The sequence below is a fragment of the Pseudomonas sp. MWU12-2020 genome, assembly GCF_023100605.1.
In the GTDB taxonomy this organism is placed as follows: domain Bacteria; phylum Pseudomonadota; class Gammaproteobacteria; order Pseudomonadales; family Pseudomonadaceae; genus Aquipseudomonas; species Aquipseudomonas fluorescens_H.
The window spans coordinates 231,059-249,687 of record NZ_JALMEX010000003.1 but is presented as its reverse complement, the minus strand read 5'-3'; the positions used below and the strand labels follow the sequence as shown (position 1 = coordinate 249,687).

General features: G+C 61.6%; 12 protein-coding genes and 1 pseudogene. 1 reads left to right on the top strand and 12 read right to left on the bottom strand.

Annotation, left to right across the window (positions count from 1 at the left end; translation table 11 throughout):
• Positions 1 to 132 precede the first annotated feature (132 nt).
• The 5 genes and pseudogenes from astD to M0814_RS08455 form a co-directional block, all read right to left on the bottom strand.
• A complete protein-coding gene (gene astD / locus M0814_RS08470; RefSeq protein ID WP_177434693.1) occupies positions 133 to 1,602 on the bottom strand; it encodes a succinylglutamate-semialdehyde dehydrogenase in 1,470 nt (489 codons plus the stop codon).
• Positions 1,599 to 2,624, bottom strand: coding sequence for an arginine N-succinyltransferase (astA, locus tag M0814_RS08465; protein WP_103485851.1), 1,026 nt, complete (start codon positions 2,622 to 2,624; stop codon positions 1,599 to 1,601). The genes astD and astA overlap by 4 nt, the downstream gene beginning before the upstream one ends.
• A 51-nt stretch (positions 2,625 to 2,675) precedes the next feature.
• Positions 2,676 to 3,695: an arginine/ornithine succinyltransferase subunit alpha gene (gene aruF / locus M0814_RS08460; RefSeq protein ID WP_007951057.1), complete on the bottom strand. Its 1,020-nt coding sequence runs from the start codon at positions 3,693 to 3,695 to the stop codon at positions 2,676 to 2,678.
• Between the two features lie 48 nt (positions 3,696 to 3,743).
• A pseudogene (locus tag M0814_RS29150) lies at positions 3,744 to 3,842 on the bottom strand (metal ABC transporter ATP-binding protein); the annotation flags it as partial.
• A 56-nt stretch (positions 3,843 to 3,898) separates the two neighbouring features.
• Positions 3,899 to 5,119, bottom strand: a complete 1,221-nt coding sequence (locus M0814_RS08455; RefSeq protein ID WP_103485852.1) for an aspartate aminotransferase family protein — start codon at positions 5,117 to 5,119, stop codon at positions 3,899 to 3,901.
• Between the two features lie 309 nt (positions 5,120 to 5,428).
• Here M0814_RS08455 and M0814_RS08450 point away from each other — a divergent pair, with 309 nt between their 5' ends.
• Positions 5,429 to 10,474 carry a DUF6543 domain-containing protein gene (locus tag M0814_RS08450; protein ID WP_247868476.1) on the top strand — a complete coding sequence of 1,682 codons (5,046 nt, stop codon included), beginning with the start codon at positions 5,429 to 5,431 and terminating at the stop codon, positions 10,472 to 10,474.
• A gap of 26 nt (positions 10,475 to 10,500) precedes the next feature.
• Here the strand turns inward: M0814_RS08450 and argR are convergent, their stop codons facing one another.
• The 7 genes from argR to acs form a co-directional block, all read right to left on the bottom strand.
• Positions 10,501 to 11,493: a transcriptional regulator ArgR gene (gene argR / locus M0814_RS08445; protein WP_003227280.1), complete on the bottom strand. Its 993-nt coding sequence runs from the start codon at positions 11,491 to 11,493 to the stop codon at positions 10,501 to 10,503.
• Between the two features lie 230 nt (positions 11,494 to 11,723).
• A complete protein-coding gene (locus M0814_RS08440) occupies positions 11,724 to 12,488 on the bottom strand; it encodes an ATP-binding cassette domain-containing protein (protein WP_003227281.1) in 765 nt (254 codons plus the stop codon).
• Between the two features lie 27 nt (positions 12,489 to 12,515).
• Positions 12,516 to 13,628, bottom strand: coding sequence for a M14 family metallopeptidase (locus M0814_RS08435; protein ID WP_103485854.1), 1,113 nt, complete (start codon positions 13,626 to 13,628; stop codon positions 12,516 to 12,518).
• Position 13,629: 1 nt separating this feature from the next.
• A complete protein-coding gene (locus tag M0814_RS08430; protein WP_103485855.1) occupies positions 13,630 to 14,328 on the bottom strand; it encodes an ABC transporter permease in 699 nt (232 codons plus the stop codon).
• Positions 14,325 to 15,014 carry an ABC transporter permease gene (locus M0814_RS08425; RefSeq protein WP_003227287.1) on the bottom strand — a complete coding sequence of 230 codons (690 nt, stop codon included), beginning with the start codon at positions 15,012 to 15,014 and terminating at the stop codon, positions 14,325 to 14,327. Before M0814_RS08425 ends, M0814_RS08430 begins: the two co-directional genes overlap by 4 nt.
• 91 nt (positions 15,015 to 15,105) lie before the next feature.
• Positions 15,106 to 15,879 carry an ABC transporter substrate-binding protein gene (locus M0814_RS08420; protein ID WP_003227288.1) on the bottom strand — a complete coding sequence of 258 codons (774 nt, stop codon included), beginning with the start codon at positions 15,877 to 15,879 and terminating at the stop codon, positions 15,106 to 15,108.
• A 721-nt stretch (positions 15,880 to 16,600) separates the two neighbouring features.
• A complete protein-coding gene (acs, locus tag M0814_RS08415; RefSeq protein WP_047599664.1) occupies positions 16,601 to 18,556 on the bottom strand; it encodes an acetate--CoA ligase in 1,956 nt (651 codons plus the stop codon).
• Between the last annotated feature and the right edge of the window lie 73 nt (positions 18,557 to 18,629).

The following is an 18,629-nucleotide window of genomic DNA, read 5'->3' as shown; positions in this document are numbered from 1 at the left end:
GCTCCACGAGAATCTGTTGTTATAGGCTTCAAGTAACAATTCAGTCAGACCGAGGCGCGGCCTTCGCGAGCAGGCTCGCTCCCACTTTGGAATGCAACTTCCTGTGGGAGCGAGCCTGCTCGCGAATGGGCATCACACCATTTTCACGCCAGGCGTCAGGGCCGCCGGCAGCGTCAGGCTCGGGGTTTCCAGCGAGGCCACCGGGTACGCGCAGTAATCTGCGGCGTAGTAGGCGCTGGCGCGATGGTTGCCCGAAGCCCCGACACCGCCGAACGGCGCGCTGCTCGCAGCGCCGGTCAGCTGTTTGTTCCAGTTGACGATGCCGGCGCGGCTTTCCAGCCAGAACTGCTGATAACGCGCTTCGGAATCCGACAGCAAACCCGCCGCCAGACCATAAGCGGTATCGTTGGCCTCAGCGATCGCCGCAGCAAAATCGGCGTAGCGAATCACCTGCAGCAACGGACCGAACAGCTCTTCGTCCGGACGCTCGGCCACCGCCGTCACGTCAAGAATGCCCGGGGTCAGCAAGGCCGACTGCGCCTGCGGCTGCGTCATCTCCAGCAACGACACCGCGCCATTGGCCAGCAGATGTTGTTGGGCATCCATCAGCGCTTTCGCCGCGCCAAGGGAAATCACCGAGCCCATGAATGGCGCCGGCTGTTGATCGAACGCACCGACTTCAATCATCGAGCTGACTTCCACCAGACGCTTGAGCAGGCTGTCGCCCCACGCGCCTTGCGGCACCAGCAGACGACGCGCACAGGTGCAGCGCTGACCGGCGGAGATGAAGGCCGACTGAATGATCGTGTAAACCGCCGCGTCCAGATCAGCCACCTGATCGACCACCAGCGGATTGTTGCCGCCCATTTCCAAAGCAAGAATCTTGTCCGGACGCCCGGCGAACTGCTGGTGCAGGTGATTGCCGGTGCGGCTGGAGCCAGTGAAGAACAGACCGTCGATGCCCGGGTTCGCCGCCAGCGCGATACCGGTTTCGCGAGCGCCTTGCAGCAGGTTCAACACACCGGCCGGCAGACCGGCTTCGATCCAGCACTTGACCGTCAGCTCGGCGACTTTCGGCGTCAGTTCGCTTGGCTTGAACAGCACGCTGTTGCCGGCCAGCAGTGCCGGCACGATGTGCCCGTTCGGCAAGTGGCCAGGGAAGTTGTAAGGGCCGAACACCGCCACCACACCGTGTGGCTTGTGGCGCAGCACGGCGGTGGCGTCGCCCAGCGGGCCGCTCTTCTCGCCGGTACGCTCGCGGTAGCTCTGCACCGAGATCGCGATCTTGTTGACCATGCTGGTGACTTCGGTCGCGGCTTCCCACAGAGGCTTGCCGGTTTCCTCGCCAATGGTGCGGGCCAGTTCGTCACTGTGGTTTTTCAGGGCGGCAGCAAAGGCTTCGAGCACGCTGATGCGCTCGTCCAGCGAACGCCGCGCCCAGCCCGGAAATGCCTGACGCGCAGCCTGCACGGCGGACTCGACCTGAGCGGCGGTGGCGCCCTCCCCCGACCACAGCACTTGCTGGGTCACCGGGTTCAGTGATTGAAAAGCTTCGCCCTGACCGGCCAGCCATTCACCTGCGATGTATAGCGAATTCATTATTTCGACTCCCGAGCAGCAGACAACGCCACGGCGCGCACTTGATCGCCGGCGTTGAGTTGAAGACGTTTGGCGGTCTGCGGATCAACCACCAGTGTGCCGGCAGCCAGACGGGCCGGCGCAGCTGTGATGCGGCAGTCTTCGCGCTTGCGGTTATGGATGATGAACGGCGTGGCGTCATCGCCCGGCGTACCGACCGCCAGCACCAGCGCTTCGCTGTCGCGGACTGCGCGGATCTTGCTGGTTTCGCACTCGATGGCCGGGCCGGCGTCGAAGATGTCGACGTAGCCTTGATAGCTGAAACCTTCGCTCTTGAGCATCGCCAGCGCCGGCTCGGTGTCCGGGTGCACCTGGCCGATAACGTTGCGCGCATCCGGCGACAGGAAGCAGGTGTACAGCGGGAATTTCGGCATCAGTTCGGCGATGAACGCCTTGTTGCCAACCCCGGTCAGGTAATCGGCCTGGCTGAATTCCATCTTGAAGAAGTGCCGGCCCAGGCTCTCCCAGAACGGCGAGCGTCCGGCTTCATCGGACACACCGCGCATCTCGGCGATGATCTTGTTGCCGAACAGCTCAGGGAACTCGGCGATGAACAGCATGCGCGCCTTGGACAGCATGCGGCCGTTCAGACCGGTGCGGTAATCGGCGTGCAGGAACAGCGAGCACAGCTCGGAGTTGCCGGTCAGGTCGTTGGCGAGGAACAGCGTCGGAATCTCGCGATAGATGTTCAGCTCTTGCGAGGCGCTGACGGTCAGGCCGACGCGGAAGTTGTACCACGGCTCACGCAGACCGACCGCGCCGGCGATGGCGGAAATCCCCACCACGCGACCGTTGTCGTCTTCGAGCACGAACAGGTAGTCCGCATCGCCACGGCCGGCTTCGCCGCGAAAGGTCTTCTCGGCCCAGCCGACCCGGTGGGTCAAGCGCTCTTCGTTGGCCGGCAAAGTGGTCAGGCCGGTGCCGGTGCTGCGGGCCAGGTCGATCAGCGCGGATAAATCGCTGCTGCGTACGGGACGAACAATCATGCTATCTCCTCAAACGGGCCGCCTTCGCCACCCGTGAAACTCGCTAAGGCGTTAAACCGCCACCAGGCGCACGCTGGCACCTTCACCGACGCCCAGGGCTTCGGCTGCTTCCAGATCCAGGGTCACCGGTTTGCCCGGCGCGTAATCGAGTTCCAGCAGCACCGCGCGGTAATCCTGCAACTGCGCGTTGGCCACCAGATACTGGCGCCCGGCGCCTTTCACCGGCTCGCCGATCTTCACTGGCACCACACGGCTCTGAGCGATCGAACGGATCCCCGAAACACGCGCATGCAGGGTCGGGCCACCGTCGAAAATGTCGATGTAGTGATCGGTCTCGAAGCCTTCGCGCATCAGGATGTCGAAGGTGATCTGCGCACGCGGGTGCACCTGGCCCATCGCTTCTTGAGCGGAATCCGGCAGCAGCGGCACGTAGATCGGGTAATGCGGCATCAGTTCGGCGAGGAACGTGCGGCTCTTCAGGCCACACAGGCGCTCGGCCTCGGCGTAGTTGAGGTCGAAGAAGTTGCGACCGATGGCGTCCCAGAACGGCGAGTCGCCGTTCTCGTCGCTGTAGCCGACGATCTCGGTCACCACCGAATCGGCGAAACGCTCCGGGTGGCTGGCGACGAACAGCAAGCGACCACGGGAGTTGAGCTCAGACCACGGCGAACCCACCAGCTCGCGCTGCACGTAGAAACTGGTCAGCAAGCTGTTGCCGGTCAGGTCATGGCATTGCGAGAGCACGTGGATCTTGTTGTGGATCTTCAGCTCGCGGGACGCGTGGACGAAGGTCTCGTTGCGGAAGCTGTAGAACGGCTCCGAGTAACCGGCCGAGGCAACGATCGCCGAGCAGCCGACCAGTTTGCCGGTGGCGGTGTCTTCGAGGACGAAGAAGTAGCTCTCTTCACCGTTGAAGCTCACTTCGGCGGCGAACGAGGCTTCGCTTGCGGCGATCTTGTCGCTCAGGCGTTCCACGTCATCCGGCAAGGAAGTGACACCAATCGGGCTGTCCGCGGCCAGACGCTGTACCTCGCCCAGATCAGCCATTTGCGCAGGGCGCATCACCAGCATGGTGTCACTCCTTTTCTCTTATAAAAATCACAGAAAAAACACCGAACATTGTGGGAGCGGGCTTGCTCGCGAATGCGGTGTATCAGTCAGCGTAGATGTCGACTGATACACCGCATTCGCGAGCAAGCCCGCTCCCACATTTGATATTGCCCGGTATCAAAAATTGGGTTCGACGCCCGAATCCTCAGGCGTCGAAGGGTCTATCAGGCTTGCGTCAGCGTTGCCGCGGCGCGTTCGAAGCGGTCCAGACCGGCGTCGATGTCCGCGTCTTCCACCACCAGGCTCGGGGCGAAACGAATCACGTCCGGACCAGCCTGCAGAATCATCAGGCCTTCTTTTTCAGCGGCGTTGAAGATGTCCTTGGCCTTGCCTTTCCAGGCTTCGCTCAGCACACAACCGATCAACAGACCGAGGCCACGCACCTGAGTGAACAGGCCGTACTTCTCGCCGATCTGCTGCAGGCGGGTCTTGAATTTGTCGTGCTTGGCGTTGACGCCGTTCAGCACCTCAGGGGTGTTGATCACGTCGATCACTGCCTCGGCAACGGCGCACGCCAGCGGGTTGCCGCCGTAGGTGGTGCCGTGGGTGCCGACGACCAGATGCTTGGCCAGCGCTTCGGTGGTCAGCATCGCGGCGATCGGGAAACCACCGCCCAGGCTCTTGGCGCTGGTCAGGATGTCCGGGATCACGCCGTAATGCTGATAGGCGAACAGGTGGCCGGTACGGCCCATGCCGGTCTGCACTTCGTCGAACACCAGCAGCGCGTTGTGCGCGTCGCACAGTTCGCGGGCACCTTGCAGGTAAGCCAGCTCGGCCGGCAGTACACCGCCCTCGCCCTGGATCGGTTCGAGCACGACCGCACAGGTCTTGTCGGAAACCGCCGCTTTCAGCGCGGCCAGATCGTTGTAAGGGACGTGGGTGATGCCGGTGATTTTCGGACCGAAACCGTCGGAGTACTTCGACTGGCCACCGACGTTGACGGTGAACAGGGTACGGCCGTGGAAGCTGTTGAGCGCGGCGATGATCTCGTACTTTTCGCTGCCGAAACGGTCGAACGCTACGCGACGAGCCAGCTTGAATGCGGCCTCGTTGGCTTCAGCGCCGGAGTTGCAGAAGAACACGCGCTCGGCGAACGTGGCGTCGATCAGCTTGTGCGCCAGGCGCAGGGCCGGCTCGTTGGTGAACACGTTGGATACGTGCCACAGCTTGTTCGCTTGCTCGGTCAAGGCACCGACCAGCGCCGGATGCGCATGGCCCAATACGTTAACGGCGATGCCGCCGGCAAAGTCGATCAGCTCGCGGCCGGCCTGATCCCAGACGCGGGAACCGGCGCCACGCACCGGAATGAAAGCGGCAGGCGCGTAGTTGGGAACCATTACCTGGTCGAAATCGGCGCGTTGTACCGCAGCGTGCTCAACGGACATCGGAGTCTCCTGATGAGGGCCACCCGCCTGAAACTGGCGAGCGATGGGGGGATTGTAAGGACAGTTTTCAGCCCGGCCTTGCCGCCAAGCGACAACTTCTTATAGCGCAAACCCCGGATTTTCCCGGGTTTACGGCAATGCGACATATAGCGTCGCAAAGGCGCAGTTTAAACTGCACGCCGCCGTTTGCGCAGACGTACTCGGGATCTTACGCAAGAGAGTTTTATCGGGTGCGGTATATATGTACCGCACATCGAATCAATGGCCGGTGTTTGCTATGGACCTTTCCCAGGCAAATGGCCTCACCCCATGATTCACGAAACCACCTCCACCCTCGCGACACTGCCCGACGCACTGCTGCTTCCCCGGCAGGACGCACACTATCAACCGCTGCTCCAAGCCATTCCGACATGGTTGAGCAAGGCTGCAGCACACAAGCGCGAAGCTTTGAAACAGGCCAGTCCTCTACTGCCCGTCAGCCTCGTGCGAGCATCGCGCAACGACCATGAAAAGCTGCGCACGCTGAATGCCGCGCACTGGACTGCACACAACCGAGTCGAGCAAAGCCTTGCCCGCCTGCAAGACGCCAAAACCTTCGCCGAACCGTTACTGCGCGCCGAGCTGCAAAAACGCTTTGGCCTGCTGCTGGATGTCAGACAGGTTTTCCTGCGCCTGTACCTGCCAGCTCATGTTCCGTGGCTGCGAATCAAATCGGGCGCCGCGCGCACCTGGACCGTCTCGCTGCTGGACGCCGCGCTGCACAATTTTGAAAGCAGCGAGACCACCGATGACGCTTTCGAACCCGCTTCGGCCTATATCAGCCAGCCTTCACCCGAAGGCCGGTTCCGCATATTGCCGGGCATGCTTGAGTCGATGCCGATCATCGCCTTCACCCGCCTGTGCCGCGAACTGGATATCGGCCGGCGCTACAGCGTGTATCTGCAAGACAACCTGGGCTTGAGCAATCCGCTGGTCGCGGCGGTGCTGCAAGCCAGAGTCTGCGCCAGCGAAAAAGCCGCGCTGGTCGCCGCCCTGCAGATGGCCTACATGCAAAAAAACCTCGGCGCCGATGTGCATCGCCTGATTCTCGGCCTGCTCGATGGCTTGCAGCATTTGCGCCTCAATCGTCAGGCGTGGCAATGCCATGCGCTGACGATGCTGGACGCCAGCCTGACCGGCATCGTGCTGTTCGCGCCGAACCTTGAAGCAGCAAACGCGCCAGCGCGGGTGGTGGTGTACATTCCCGATGACCCGCTGCACCCGGTCAAGGAGTACGCCAGCACCGGCGCCTTCACCGAGGAGCTGGCCCAGCGCCTGCGCGATCCGCAATACCAGGCCTTTTTCAGCCGCTTTATCGAGCATGCCGAGCGCGGTCATTTTTTCGGCCGGTTGAACAAACTCCTCGGCCCTGTCACCTGGCAACCGGTGCAGACCGGCGACCCACGCCCCACCTGGCGCGAGACCGCGACTGAACGCCCGCTCCTGCAAATAGCCGCGACCCCGATCCGCGCTGAGCTGTTCACCTATCTGTACCAACGCAAGCTCGACAAGATGCTCAACGATGCCCGCGTCGTCGCCGTTTCGACCGCCACGGTCGATCGCAAAGCGCGCTGGGCACTCTGGGATTCCTTCACCGAAATCGCCCAGACCTTGCTCAATATGGTCGCTTTCGTCGCCCTGCCATTCGTGCCGTTTCTCGGTGAACTGATGCTCGCCTACACCGCCTACCAGATGCTCGACGAGGCGTTCGAAAGTATCGTCGACTGGGCTGAAGGGCTGCCACGTGAAGCCTTCGGGCACTTCATGGCCGCCGTGGAATCCGTTGTGCAAGTCGGCACCTTTGCAGCCGCTGGCGTCCTCACGGCCGGCGAGTTTCGCGCGCTGCTGCCGAGCGATGTCGTCAAGTTCATCGACCGCTTCATTCCGGTGAAGGCCGCGAATGGCAAGACCCTCTACTGGAAGCCCGACCTGCGCCCCTACGAATTGCCCGGCGCCCTGCCCAAAGACCTGCAAACCGACGCATTGGGCCTGCAACACCACCAAGGCAAGACCCTGCTGCCCCTGGGACAAAAGCGCTATGCCGTCAGCCGCGCCGCCGAAACGGGCGCGCATCGCATCGACCATCCGACGCGTCCCGAGGCCTACAAACCGGCCCTGCGGCACAACGCCGCCGGCGCCTGGCAAACCGAACTCGACCAGCCACTGGGCTGGGACCGCGCCACCGTGCTGAGCCGCAGCAGCCCGTTGATGCAGCGTCTTCCCACAGAGCTGCAAGAACGTCTGCTGAACATCAGCGGCTGCGAAGAAAACGCCTTGCGCCAGATGCATGTCGAGCTCGGTCAGTTGCCACCGCTGCTGGTCGACACGCTCGAACGCTGGCAGATCGACCAGAACCTTCAATTGTTCATCGAACAGGTCGGCAGCCACCGTGCCGAGGACTACCTCAAGGCCGATCCCGCCAGCCAACTGCAACTGCTGTTTGACCACGGCAACTGGCCCGCCGACTGCGGCCTGAAACTGATTGATCGCCAGGGACGAACCCTGTGGCGCAGTCCCGTCGCCGATGTGCCATTCATCCAGATTGAAGGAACACGGCTGGACCATGGCGACCTGCTGAAAACCTGGCTGCAACGTCTGACCCCTGCACAAAGAAACACACTGCTGGGCGAAGCCCCGCAGACACCGGCCCCCACGCCAGAGGCGGGTGCCACGCGCCTGCGCCACACCGTTGCCGAACTGGCGCAACAGCAGCGCCAACGCCTGTTCGAAGATCGCTATCGCCAACTGCAACGGGGTGCCGGCGCGCTGACCCAGGCATTGATGGACGCCGAACCCGGCCTGCCCAGGCATCTGGCCCAGGCGATCGTCGAAACCGCGAGTGACGCCGAGTGCCAGCAACTGCAGCGCTCGACGCTGTCCCCGCGCCTGGTCGAACTGACTCAGGAGGCGGGCCTGCAAGTGCGCGCAAGCCGAGCCCTGGAGGGCCTGACGCTGAAAGCCACAGCGCACAATCTCGACACGGATCGCCTGATCCTGCACACGCTGCCACGCCTGCCGGGCTGGTCGGATTCGTTGCGCCTTGAGGTCAGGCATTACAGCCGCGACGGGCGCCTGCTCGACAGCATTGGCCCGCAGAGCGCTTCCATTCGCAGGACACTGGTGCTGACTGAACAGGGTGACTATCAGCCCTTCGATGAGACCGACCAACCACTGCGCACCTCCGGCTCACTGTCCTCCAGCCTGCTGCAAGCCTTGCCAGACACCGAGCGCTCGGCGCTAAACATCGGCACTGGCGAAATGACCGAGTTCGAACAGCTGATTCGCCAACACTCGCTGCCCCGGGAAACGCTACTGGCACTGCTCGCACAAAACCCGAACCGCAAACCTGCCTACGACCCGACGATCATGCGCTTGCGCGGAGGCGCCACCGGCCATCGGCGCATGCCCACCGACACGCCGACCTTGCAAACACACGCGCACTGGCTGCTGCCGCACTTGCTTCCGGAAGAGCTGGAAGAATTTGTCACCCGCCTGCAACGCCACCCGAATGGCCCGCGCAGCGAGCTGTACCGGTTGATCACCGAGCGTCAGCGCCTGGTCGCAGTCCTCGATCCGTGGGTCGATGCGGTGCCGCAACTGCACCCGGAAACCGGGGTCCAGCTCAACACCGAGCAGTACGCCATCCAGCGCCAGCGCCGACGGCAAATGCGCGTCGACCTCATCGACTGCTGGAAGCAACAGGTGGTGCTGCCGGAAGACACCGAGCACACGATCGATCTGCGCCTGTCCCATCCGATTCTCGGCGAGCTGCCGCAAGTGGAGGTCAATTTCAGTCACGTGGATTACCTGACGATCGAAGGTGTCGCCGGCACTCGGGGGGTGCACGGGTTCCTCAACAACTTCTCCGGCCTGCGGCGCCTGGTGTTGCGCAGCATGCCTCTGGGCGAACTGCCGCAAGCCATCAACCGTTCACCGCAACTGCGCGAACTGGTGCTCAGCGAGTGCGGCATTACCCTGACGCCCGAAACTCAAGCAACACTGGCAGCCCAGACAAATCTGAAAATCCTCGACCTGTTCCACAACCCGCTGGGCCTTGCGCCCAACGTCGAGAGAATGGCCAGGCTGAGTTACATCGACGTCTCGGAAACCGGCATTTCGACGCTGCCGGCCGGCCTGTTGTCGCGCCAGCAACTGCGCACCGCATTGCTCAATGACAACGCGATCGAAGCGTTACCCCCGGCACTTTTCGAACTGCCCAACAACATTCCGGAGGGCTTCGACCTCGGGGGTAACCCGATCGGTGCCGCAGACCGCGAACGGATCAAACATCACTTCAATCAAACCCGTCAGGACTTCGGCGTACTGGCCGAGTCCGCCGACCTGCAGCGCGTGCAAGCGCTGTACACCCAGATGGATCAGGAACAGGCCAGCGAGCTCTTCTACCTGCTGCCCGGCACGCTGGCTGAGGGCCGAGTCGAGCTGACGCGCCGCGAGTCCGAGTTTCGCAACATGAGCGACAGCCTCGCCGACTGGAGCACCGAACACCCCTTGCTGCATCCGATCAGTGGCGACCCCTTTACCCTCGAAGAGGTATTGAACGAGCAGGAAGCGCGCCTCGAATTCAAGAACCGTATCGAACAGAGCTGGCGCCGGGAAACCGAACAGGATGATTTTGATCAGGACAGCCAACCGCTCTACGACCTGAACCTGTCCATGACCATCACCGGTGATCTGCCCGCGCTCAACGCCGACTTTTCCCACCTCACGCATCTCTACATGAGGAGCCGACCGGGACACACCTCCGGCACTGCGGAGTTTCTGCAGACCTTTCCCAACCTGAAGGCGCTGACGCTCTACCAGTTCCGGCTCGAACAGATTCCTGCGGCGATATTCCGGATGGCCGACCTCAGCTACCTGTCGCTCTCGGAATGCCACATCACCCTGACCCGCGAAACGGCTCTGGAGCTGGCGCAAATGGAGCGCCTGGATCATCTGGATCTGAGCGACAACCCACTGGGAGAAATTCCGGATGTCAGCCAGATGAGCGACCTGTCGACTCTGCTGCTGGACAACACCGGCATTACCGGCCTGCCCCGTGGCTTGCTGCAGCTCGAACATCTGGATGTCGTCGCGCTGGATGGCAACGCTATCAGCGATATCCCCAGCGACATCCTCGAACTGCCCGAGGAGCGCGCAGACAAAATCAACCTGCGGGACAACCCGCTCTCTGAAATCAGCATTCAACGGCTGATCGCCTACTTCAGAAAATACCGCATCGACTTTGGCGTGGAGGCGGTCATCGACCGCGCGGAAATGGAGGTGTCGACGTCCGAAGAATCCGAAGCCGACGAGTGATGTTCAGCGCGATTGGCCGGGACGCGTCAACCGCGCTCCGGCGGCACCGACGACAGTTCGAACGGACTGCTGCTGCGCCGCTGGTTGCGATCTTCCCGCGGCGTGGCGCCGAAGAAGTTGCGATAGGCGCTGGAGAAATGCGGCCCCGAGGAGAAACCGCAGGACAGGCCGATCTGGATGATCGACTTGCTGGTCTGCATCAACATCTGCCGGGCCTTGTTCAGGCGCAGTTCCAGGTAGTACTGGCTCGGCACGCGGTTGAGGTATTGCTTGAAGATCCGCTCCAACTGCCGACGGGACACGCACACGTGCTGGGCGATTTCGTCGGTGGTCAGCGGCTCTTCGATGTTGGCTTCCATCAGCAACACGGCTTGCGTGAGCTTCGGATGGCTGGAACCGAGGCGGTTCTGCAATGGGATGCGCTGACGCTCGCCGCCCTCGCGGATGCGCTCGACCACCAGTTCTTCGGACACCGCACCGGCCAGTTCCGCACCGTGATCGCGAGCCAGCACCGCCAGCAGCAGGTCGAGTACCGACATGCCGCCGCACGCGGTCAGGCGATCGCGATCCCAGTCGAACAGGTGACTGGTGGCGATGACTTTCGGGAAGCGCTCGGCGAAATCGTCCTGCCAGCGCCAGTGCACGGCCGCGCGGTAGCCGTCGAGCAGACCGAGTTGCGCCAACGGATACACGCCCGCCGACAGGCCACCGATCACGCAACCGGCCCGCACCAGTTGCTTGAGCGCGCTGCTGAGTGCCGGGGCCAGGGTGGTCGGCGGCTCGTCGGCGAGCAGGAACAGTTTCTGGAAGTTTTCCAGCTTGCCGGTCCAGGCCTCGCCGGGCAATTGCCAGGCGCCTTCGGCCGTGGCTTCGGTGCTGGCTTCGGCCTGCAGGAACGACAGCTCGTAAACCACCTCCGGGTGCACCCGCTGAGCAACACGCAAGGCCTCCTCCGCCAGCGCCAGCGTCAGAGCTTTAGTGCTGGGCCAAATCAGGAAACCAATTCGATGGGCAGTCATGGGCGGGCAATCCGAAACGAAGAACGGTGATGAGGCAAGGGCCAATGCTAGCCCGTAATCGAAACTGTCGCAGATCCATTGTGGGAGCGGGCTTGCTCGCGAATGCGGTAGATCAGACACCAATGATGTCGACTGAAACACCGCTTTCGCGAGCAAGCCCGCTCCCACAGAGGGCCGAGCAAGTCTTCAGGTCGCGAAGCATGACCTAATTTGGTGCATAACGGGAGCGATTACTTGAGGCTACCCGACAGGAATTGTTGCAAGCGCTCGGATTGCGGATTGACCAGCACTTCGCGCGGGTTGCCGCTCTCTTCCACGACACCTTTGTGCAGGAACACCAACTGGTTCGACACTTCACGGGCGAAGCCCATTTCGTGCGTGACCACGACCATGGTGCGGCCTTCTTGAGCCAGCGCTTGCATCACTTTGAGTACGTCGCCAACCAGTTCCGGGTCGAGGGCCGAAGTCGGTTCGTCGAACAGCATCACTTCCGGCTCCATCGCCAGCGCACGGGCGATCGCCACACGCTGCTGCTCGCCACCGGACATGTGCCCCGGGAACGCGTCTTTACGATGGGCCACGCCAACCTTGTTCAGGTAGTGCTCGGCCTTCTCGCGCGCTTCAGCCTTGGACACGCCCAGTACGTGGACCGGCGCTTCCATGATGTTTTCCAGCGCGGTCATGTGCGACCACAAGTTGAAATGCTGGAACACCATCGACAGGCGCGAACGCATGCGCTGCAGCTGTTTCGGATCAGCGGCTTTCAGCGCGCCGTCCTTGTTCGCCACCAGCTTCAGCTCTTCGTTGTTGAGCAGGATCTTGCCCGCGTGCGGCTGCTCAAGCAGGTTGATGCAGCGCAGGAAAGTACTTTTGCCGGAGCCACTGGAGCCGATGATGCTGATCACATCGCCGGCTGCCGCTTTCAGGGACACGCCCTTGAGCACTTCGTGACTGCCATAGCGTTTATGCAGGTCTTGGACTTCAAGTTTGTACATGCGGTCGGTTCTCACAAAAACAGTCAGTCAGTCGTTGAGCAAGCGCCCGTGACGCAGCGCTTCGCGCCCCGCCACCTTGGCCAGCCAGAAACCGGGTTGGGCATAGCGCAGCCGTTCAATGGCAAACAGCACCCCGGACGTACCAGCACACACCGTGCTGACCCGATCGGACACAGGGTCGATCACTTCGAAAATCTCATCCCCGGCGTCAACCCACTCGCCGGGTTTACGCAGAAAACTCACCACACCGGGGTGCGGTGCCAACAGTAATTCAGTGCCTTCGAACGGCATGCCTTCGCACGCTTCGTTGGCCGGCTTCGGCCACTCGCCCGTGATCAGGCCCTGCTCGGCAAGGAACGCCAGAATGCCTTCGGCCCAGGCCACCGCATCCGCGCGGTCGGTATTGGCCTGACCGCCGAGCTCGACGGTAGTCGCCAGGCACGCCAGCGGAATCTGCGCGTCCGGGAACTGCCGCGACAGGCGCAGCCACGGCAACGAGCACGCTTCATCGAAGGAACTGCCGCCGGAATCTTCCGCCAGCAACCCGACCTTCACATTCAGGTGCGCGGCCAGCGAACGCCACTGCGGCCAATGCTGCGGCAGCGCATACATGTGCAGCGCGGCTTCAGCGTCGCAATGCAGATCGAGCACTACGTCGGCGGTGCAGGCGTGGCTGAGCAATACGCGCTGCATGCCTTGCAACTGGCTGCTCGCTTCGGGCAGTGCCGCCAGATGATCAGCCATGGCCTGACGGATCAGGCGAATGTTGGCGTGCGGATCGTCACCGAGACGCTCGGCCAGCGCCGCCGCGACCGGTGCGCTCAGCTCGACGAAATCACGGTTGAAATTCTTGCCGCTGCCCGCCTCGAAACGCCCCTGATGATTGCCTTGCAGCAATTGGCCGAGGCCCAGCGGGTTGGCGACCGGCACCAGTTCGATCACACCGTTGAGCAAGCCTTCGGCTTCGAGTTCGCCAAGGCGCTTTTTCAGCTCCCAGGCGGTGCGCATGCCCGGCAGTTCGTCAGCGTGCAGGCTGGCCTGGATGTAAGCCTTGCGCTCGCCGCTACCGAAGCGGAAGACCGAGATCTTGCGCTCGCTGCCCAAGTGGCTCCACGGCAATACGTGGTCGATGCGTTCCATATCAGTGCTTCCGCGGGGCCAGGTAGCTCAACCAGCGGCGCTCGGCCAGCTTGAACAGCTTCACCAGAATGAAGGTCAGGCACAGGTAGAACACGCCGGCGGTGATGTACGCCTCGAACGGCAGGTAGTACTGCGCGTTGACGGTACGGGCCGCGCCGGTGATGTCGATCAGGGTCACGATGGACGCCAGACTGGTGGTCTGCAGCATCATGATCACTTCGTTGCTGTACTGCGGCAGCGCCCGGCGCAGGGCCGATGGCAACAGAATGCGTTTGTACAGTTTAAAGCGCGACATGCCCATGGCCTTGGCGGCTTCGATCTCACCGTTCGGCGTGGCCTTGAGGCTGCCGGCAATGATCTCGGCGGTGTAGGCGCTGGTGTTGATCGCGAACGCCAGGCACGCACAGAACGTTGCGCTGGACAGCCACGGCCACATGAAGCTTTCACGTACTGCTTCGAACTGCGCCAGACCGTAGTAGATCAGGAACAACTGCACCAGCATCGGCGTGCCGCGGATCACGTAGGTGTAGAGCCACGCGGCGCCGTTGACGATCGGGTTCTTGGAGACGCGCATCAGGCCCAGCGGCAGTGCCGCCAACAGACCGAACAACAGCGACAGCGCGAGCAGTTTGAGGGTGGTCAGCAGGCCGCCGAGGTACAGCGGCATGGCCTCCCAAATGACGTTGTAGTCGAAGATCATAGATCAGCCGCCCTTACGCCTACCGAGTAGCGCTTCTCAAGGTGACGCAGCGCCAGCAACGAGACACTGGTGATCACCAGGTACATCGCCGCCACTGCGAGGAAGAAGGTGAAAGGCTCGCGGGTGGCATCCGCCGCCTGCTTGGCCTTGAACATCATGTCTTGCAGACCGACCACTGAAATCAGCGCGGTGGCCTTGGTCAGCACCAGCCAGTTGTTGGTGAAACCAGGGATCGCCAGACGAATCATCTGCGGCACCATCACCCGGAAGAACACCTGAAAACTGCTCATGCCGTAGGCCATGCCGGCTTCGGCCTGACCTTTCGGGATCGCCATGAACGCGCCACGGAACGTCTCCGACAGGTACGCACCGAAGATGAAACCGAGGGTGCCGATACCGGCGGCCAGCGGGTTCAGGTCGATGTAGTCGTCATAACCGAGCATCGGCGCAACACGGTTGAGCAAGTCCTGACCGCCGTAAAAGATCAGCAGGATCAGCACCAGGTCGGGAATCCCGCGGATCACCGTGGAATACAGATCGCCCAGCCACGCCAGCCAACGAATCGGCGACAGGCGCAACGCGACCCCGATCAGCCCGAGAACGATGGCCAGGGCCATGGACGACAAGGCGAGCTGAAGCGTCAGCCATGCGCCATCGAGGATGACAGCCCCGTAGCCTTTCAACATGATTCAGGTCCTCGAAAGTTGGGATGAAAAAATGGCGCAAACCGCAGAGATCCTGTTGCTTGCGCCATTTCTGACTTGTCGCAGAGACGTGTTACTTGCCGTAGATATCGAAGGCGAAGTACTTGTCCTGGATGGCTTTGTATTTACCGTTTTCACGGATGGCCGCGATGGCCGCGTTGATCTTGTCTTTCAGCGCGTCGCCCTTGCGCACAGCGATGCCCACGCCGTCGCCGAAGTATTTGACGTCGGTGAACTGCGGACCAACGAAGGCGAAGCCTTTGCCGGAATCAGTGTTCAGGAAGCCGTCTTGCAGCAGAGTGGCGTCAGCCACGGTACCGTCGAGGCGACCAGCGGCCACGTCGAGGTAGATTTCGTTCTGCGAGCCGTATGGCTTGATCTCGGCACCCAGCGGGGCCAGGACTTCGCGAGCGAAACGCTCGTGGATCGAACCACGTTGCACGCCGATGTTCTTGCCCTTGAGCTCAGACAGGTTGTCGCTGACAACGGTGCCTTGCTTCATGACCAGACGGGCCGGGGTGTTGTAGTACTTGTTGGTGAAGTCCACGGATTTCTTGCGGTCTTCAGTGATCGACATGGACGACAGGATCGCGTCGATCTTGCGCACTTTCAGTGCCGGGATCAGACCGTCGAACTCTTGCTCGACCCACACACACTTGACCTGCATCTGCTCGCACAGGGCGTTGCCGATGTCGTAGTCGAAACCGACGATGCTGCCATCCGGCGCTTTGGAAGCGAACGGAGGGTAAGCCGCTTCGATACCGATCTTCAGAGGTTTTTCATCAGCGAAGGAATTCAGCGACAGCACGGACAGTGCCAGGGCGCCAAGCAGCACAAGTTTCTTCATCTTGGGACTCCATCGGTAAAGGGCAAAAACGGCAGAGTGAGCGACAGCCCAATATGCGAATGGGTGAATCGGGAAAGCGGCGCAGCATCGGTGGGAAATTTCCCATTGAAACCATCGGGGGTTTCAACGTCAGCCACGATGAGCGAGTGATCGGCATTCTAACGACAGGCCCGAAGCCGATATTTCTTCAATGCGACAACTAATTACAGATGCACAGAGAAACCCGCTTGAGCGCATTGACAGCCTTGCAAATTCATGCAAGAGCGAAAGACAGTGAACCGATCTATGCTGCAAATTGCGGGCCTATTATTCGCAAACCCTTCTAATCCGGCAAGCGCAGCGTTGTGTCTTATTTTTCACCGGGGGTTTTAAGGCTCTAAAACGGGGCATTGCGTTTCCCTTCGCCCCGCTGCGGGGCGGGCGGTTACACATTTGGTTACTCGAATGAGTGCGGGTAACAGCGGGAAAGGGCTTGCGCAGGAAATCGATAATTATTGGTTGGGTGGGTTTGGATTCCGACAGCGAAGTACACCGCCGCCTGACAGATCGCCTTCGCGAGCAAGCCCGCTCCCACAGGTTGATCGCATCCTGTCTGAAAGAATGCAGGCCCACTGTGGGAGCGGGCTTGCTCGCGAAGGGGCCGGCCCTGCCACCCCAAAACTTCCAGACACAAAAAAGCCCCGCCCGGCATCACCGGACAGGGCTTCTACAGAGCTAACGCTTACGCCACATTCATCGTCTTGTGCGTATCAATCAAATGCTGCACCACACCCGGATCCGCCAGAGTAGAGATATCCCCCAACCCATCGTACTCAGCCGTAGCAATCTTGCGCAGAATCCGCCGCATGATCTTGCCCGAACGGGTCTTCGGCAACCCCGGCGCCCACTGGATCACGTCCGGCGAAGCAATCGGGCCGATCTCTTTGCGCACCCAGTTCTTCAGCTCCAGACGCAGTTGCTCACTCGGCTCTTCACCATTCTTCAGGGTGACATAGACATAAATGCCCTGCCCCTTGATGTCGTGCGGCACACCGACCACCGCCGCTTCGGCGACTTTCGGGTGCGCAACCATGGCGCTTTCGATCTCGGCGGTGCCCATGCGGTGGCCGGAGACGTTGAGCACGTCGTCCACACGCCCGGTGATCCAGTAGTAACCATCAGCGTCACGCCGCGCACCGTCACCGGTGAAATACATGCCACGGAAGGTCTTGAAGTAAGTGTCGACGAAGCGGTCATGATCGCCATACAGCGTACGCGCCTGACCCGGCCACGAATCGAGAATCACCAGATTGCCCTCGGCCTCGCCCTCGATGATGTTGCCGAGGTTGTCGACCAGCGCCGGCACCACGCCGAAGAACGGACGTGCCGCCGACCCCGGCTTCAGCGCATGCGCACCCGGCAGCGGACTCATCATGTTGCCGCCGGTTTCGGTCTGCCACCAGGTATCGACGATCGGGCAACGCGACTTGCCGACATTCTTGTAGTACCAGTCCCAGGCTTCCGGGTTGATCGGCTCGCCCACCGAACCGAGCAAACGCAGGCTGCTGCCATCAGCGCCTTCAACGGCGGCGGTGCCCGAAGCCATCATCGCGCGGATCGCGGTCGGTGCGGTGTAGAGGATGTTGACCTTGTGCTTGTCGACGATCTTCGCCACCCGGGTGATATCCGGATAGTTCGGCACGCCTTCGAACAGCAGCGTGGTCGCGCCATTGGCCAGCGGGCCGTAGACGATGTAACTGTGGCCGGTGACCCAGCCGACGTCGGCGGTGCACCAGTAGATTTCGCCCGGGCGGTAGTCGAACACACGCTCGTGGGTCATCGCCGCGTACAGCAGATAACCGCCAGTGGTGTGCTGCACGCCCTTCGGCTTGCCGGTGGAGCCGGAGGTGTAAAGGATAAACAGCGCTTCTTCAGCGCCCATCTCTTTCGGCGCGCAGACGGTGCCCGCCACTTTCATCAGGTCTTCGTACCAGATGTCGCGATGCTGGTTCCACTTGATGTCGCCACCGGTGCGCTTGCACACGATGACTTTCTGGATGCTGCTGGTTTCCGGGTTGGTCAGCGCGTCATCAACGTTGGCCTTCAGCGAGATCTTCTTGCCGGCACGGATGCCTTCGTCAGCAGTGATCACCACTTTCGATTTGCAGTCGATGATCCGCCCCGCCAGCGCTTCCGGCGAGAAACCACCGAACACCACCGAATGAATCGCGCCGATCCGGGTGCAGGCCAGCATGGCGACCACGGCTTCGGGGATCATCGGCATATAGATAGTCACCACGTCGCCGCGATGCACGTCCTGACCACGCAGGGCGTTGGCCAGTTTGCAGACTTGTTCGTGGAGTTCGCGGTAGGTGATGTTGCGGCTTTCGGAAGGGTCATCGCCTTCCCAGATGATTGCGATCTGATCGCCGCGCTCGGCCAGATGACGGTCGAGGCAGTTGTAGGAAACGTTCAGGGTGCCGTCGGCGAACCATTTGATGTCGACATGGTGATCGTCAAAGGAAGTCTGCTTCACCGTGGTGAAAGGCTTGATCCAGTCGAGGCGCTTGGCCTGCTCGCGCCAGAAACCGTCAGGGTTGACGACCGACTGCTGGTACATGGCTTTGTAGGTCGCCTCGTCAGTCAGCGTATTGGCCAGAACCTCGGGACGAACGGGATACAGAGAAGCCGCACTCATCTTTCTTACCTCGGTGAAATAGTTGTTTTTGTATGACCCCGTTGTAGCCGGGCCGGGCCCATAGAACCATTCG

Coding starts and splice junctions, on each gene's coding strand:
- M0814_RS08420 (WP_003227288.1), bottom strand. CDS start 15,879: ATGAAGAAACTTGTGCTGCTTGGCGCCCTGGCACTGTCCGTGCTGTCG.
- acs (WP_047599664.1), bottom strand. CDS start 18,556: ATGAGTGCGGCTTCTCTGTATCCCGTTCGTCCCGAGGTTCTGGCCAAT.
- M0814_RS08435 (WP_103485854.1), bottom strand. CDS start 13,628: ATGGAACGCATCGACCACGTATTGCCGTGGAGCCACTTGGGCAGCGAG.
- M0814_RS08450 (WP_247868476.1), top strand. CDS start 5,429: ATGATTCACGAAACCACCTCCACCCTCGCGACACTGCCCGACGCACTG.
- M0814_RS08455 (WP_103485852.1), bottom strand. CDS start 5,119: ATGTCCGTTGAGCACGCTGCGGTACAACGCGCCGATTTCGACCAGGTA.
- M0814_RS08430 (WP_103485855.1), bottom strand. CDS start 14,328: ATGATCTTCGACTACAACGTCATTTGGGAGGCCATGCCGCTGTACCTC.
- astA (WP_103485851.1), bottom strand. CDS start 2,624: ATGATTGTTCGTCCCGTACGCAGCAGCGATTTATCCGCGCTGATCGAC.
- M0814_RS08425 (WP_003227287.1), bottom strand. CDS start 15,014: ATGTTGAAAGGCTACGGGGCTGTCATCCTCGATGGCGCATGGCTGACG.
- argR (WP_003227280.1), bottom strand. CDS start 11,493: ATGACTGCCCATCGAATTGGTTTCCTGATTTGGCCCAGCACTAAAGCT.
- aruF (WP_007951057.1), bottom strand. CDS start 3,695: ATGCTGGTGATGCGCCCTGCGCAAATGGCTGATCTGGGCGAGGTACAG.
- M0814_RS08440 (WP_003227281.1), bottom strand. CDS start 12,488: ATGTACAAACTTGAAGTCCAAGACCTGCATAAACGCTATGGCAGTCAC.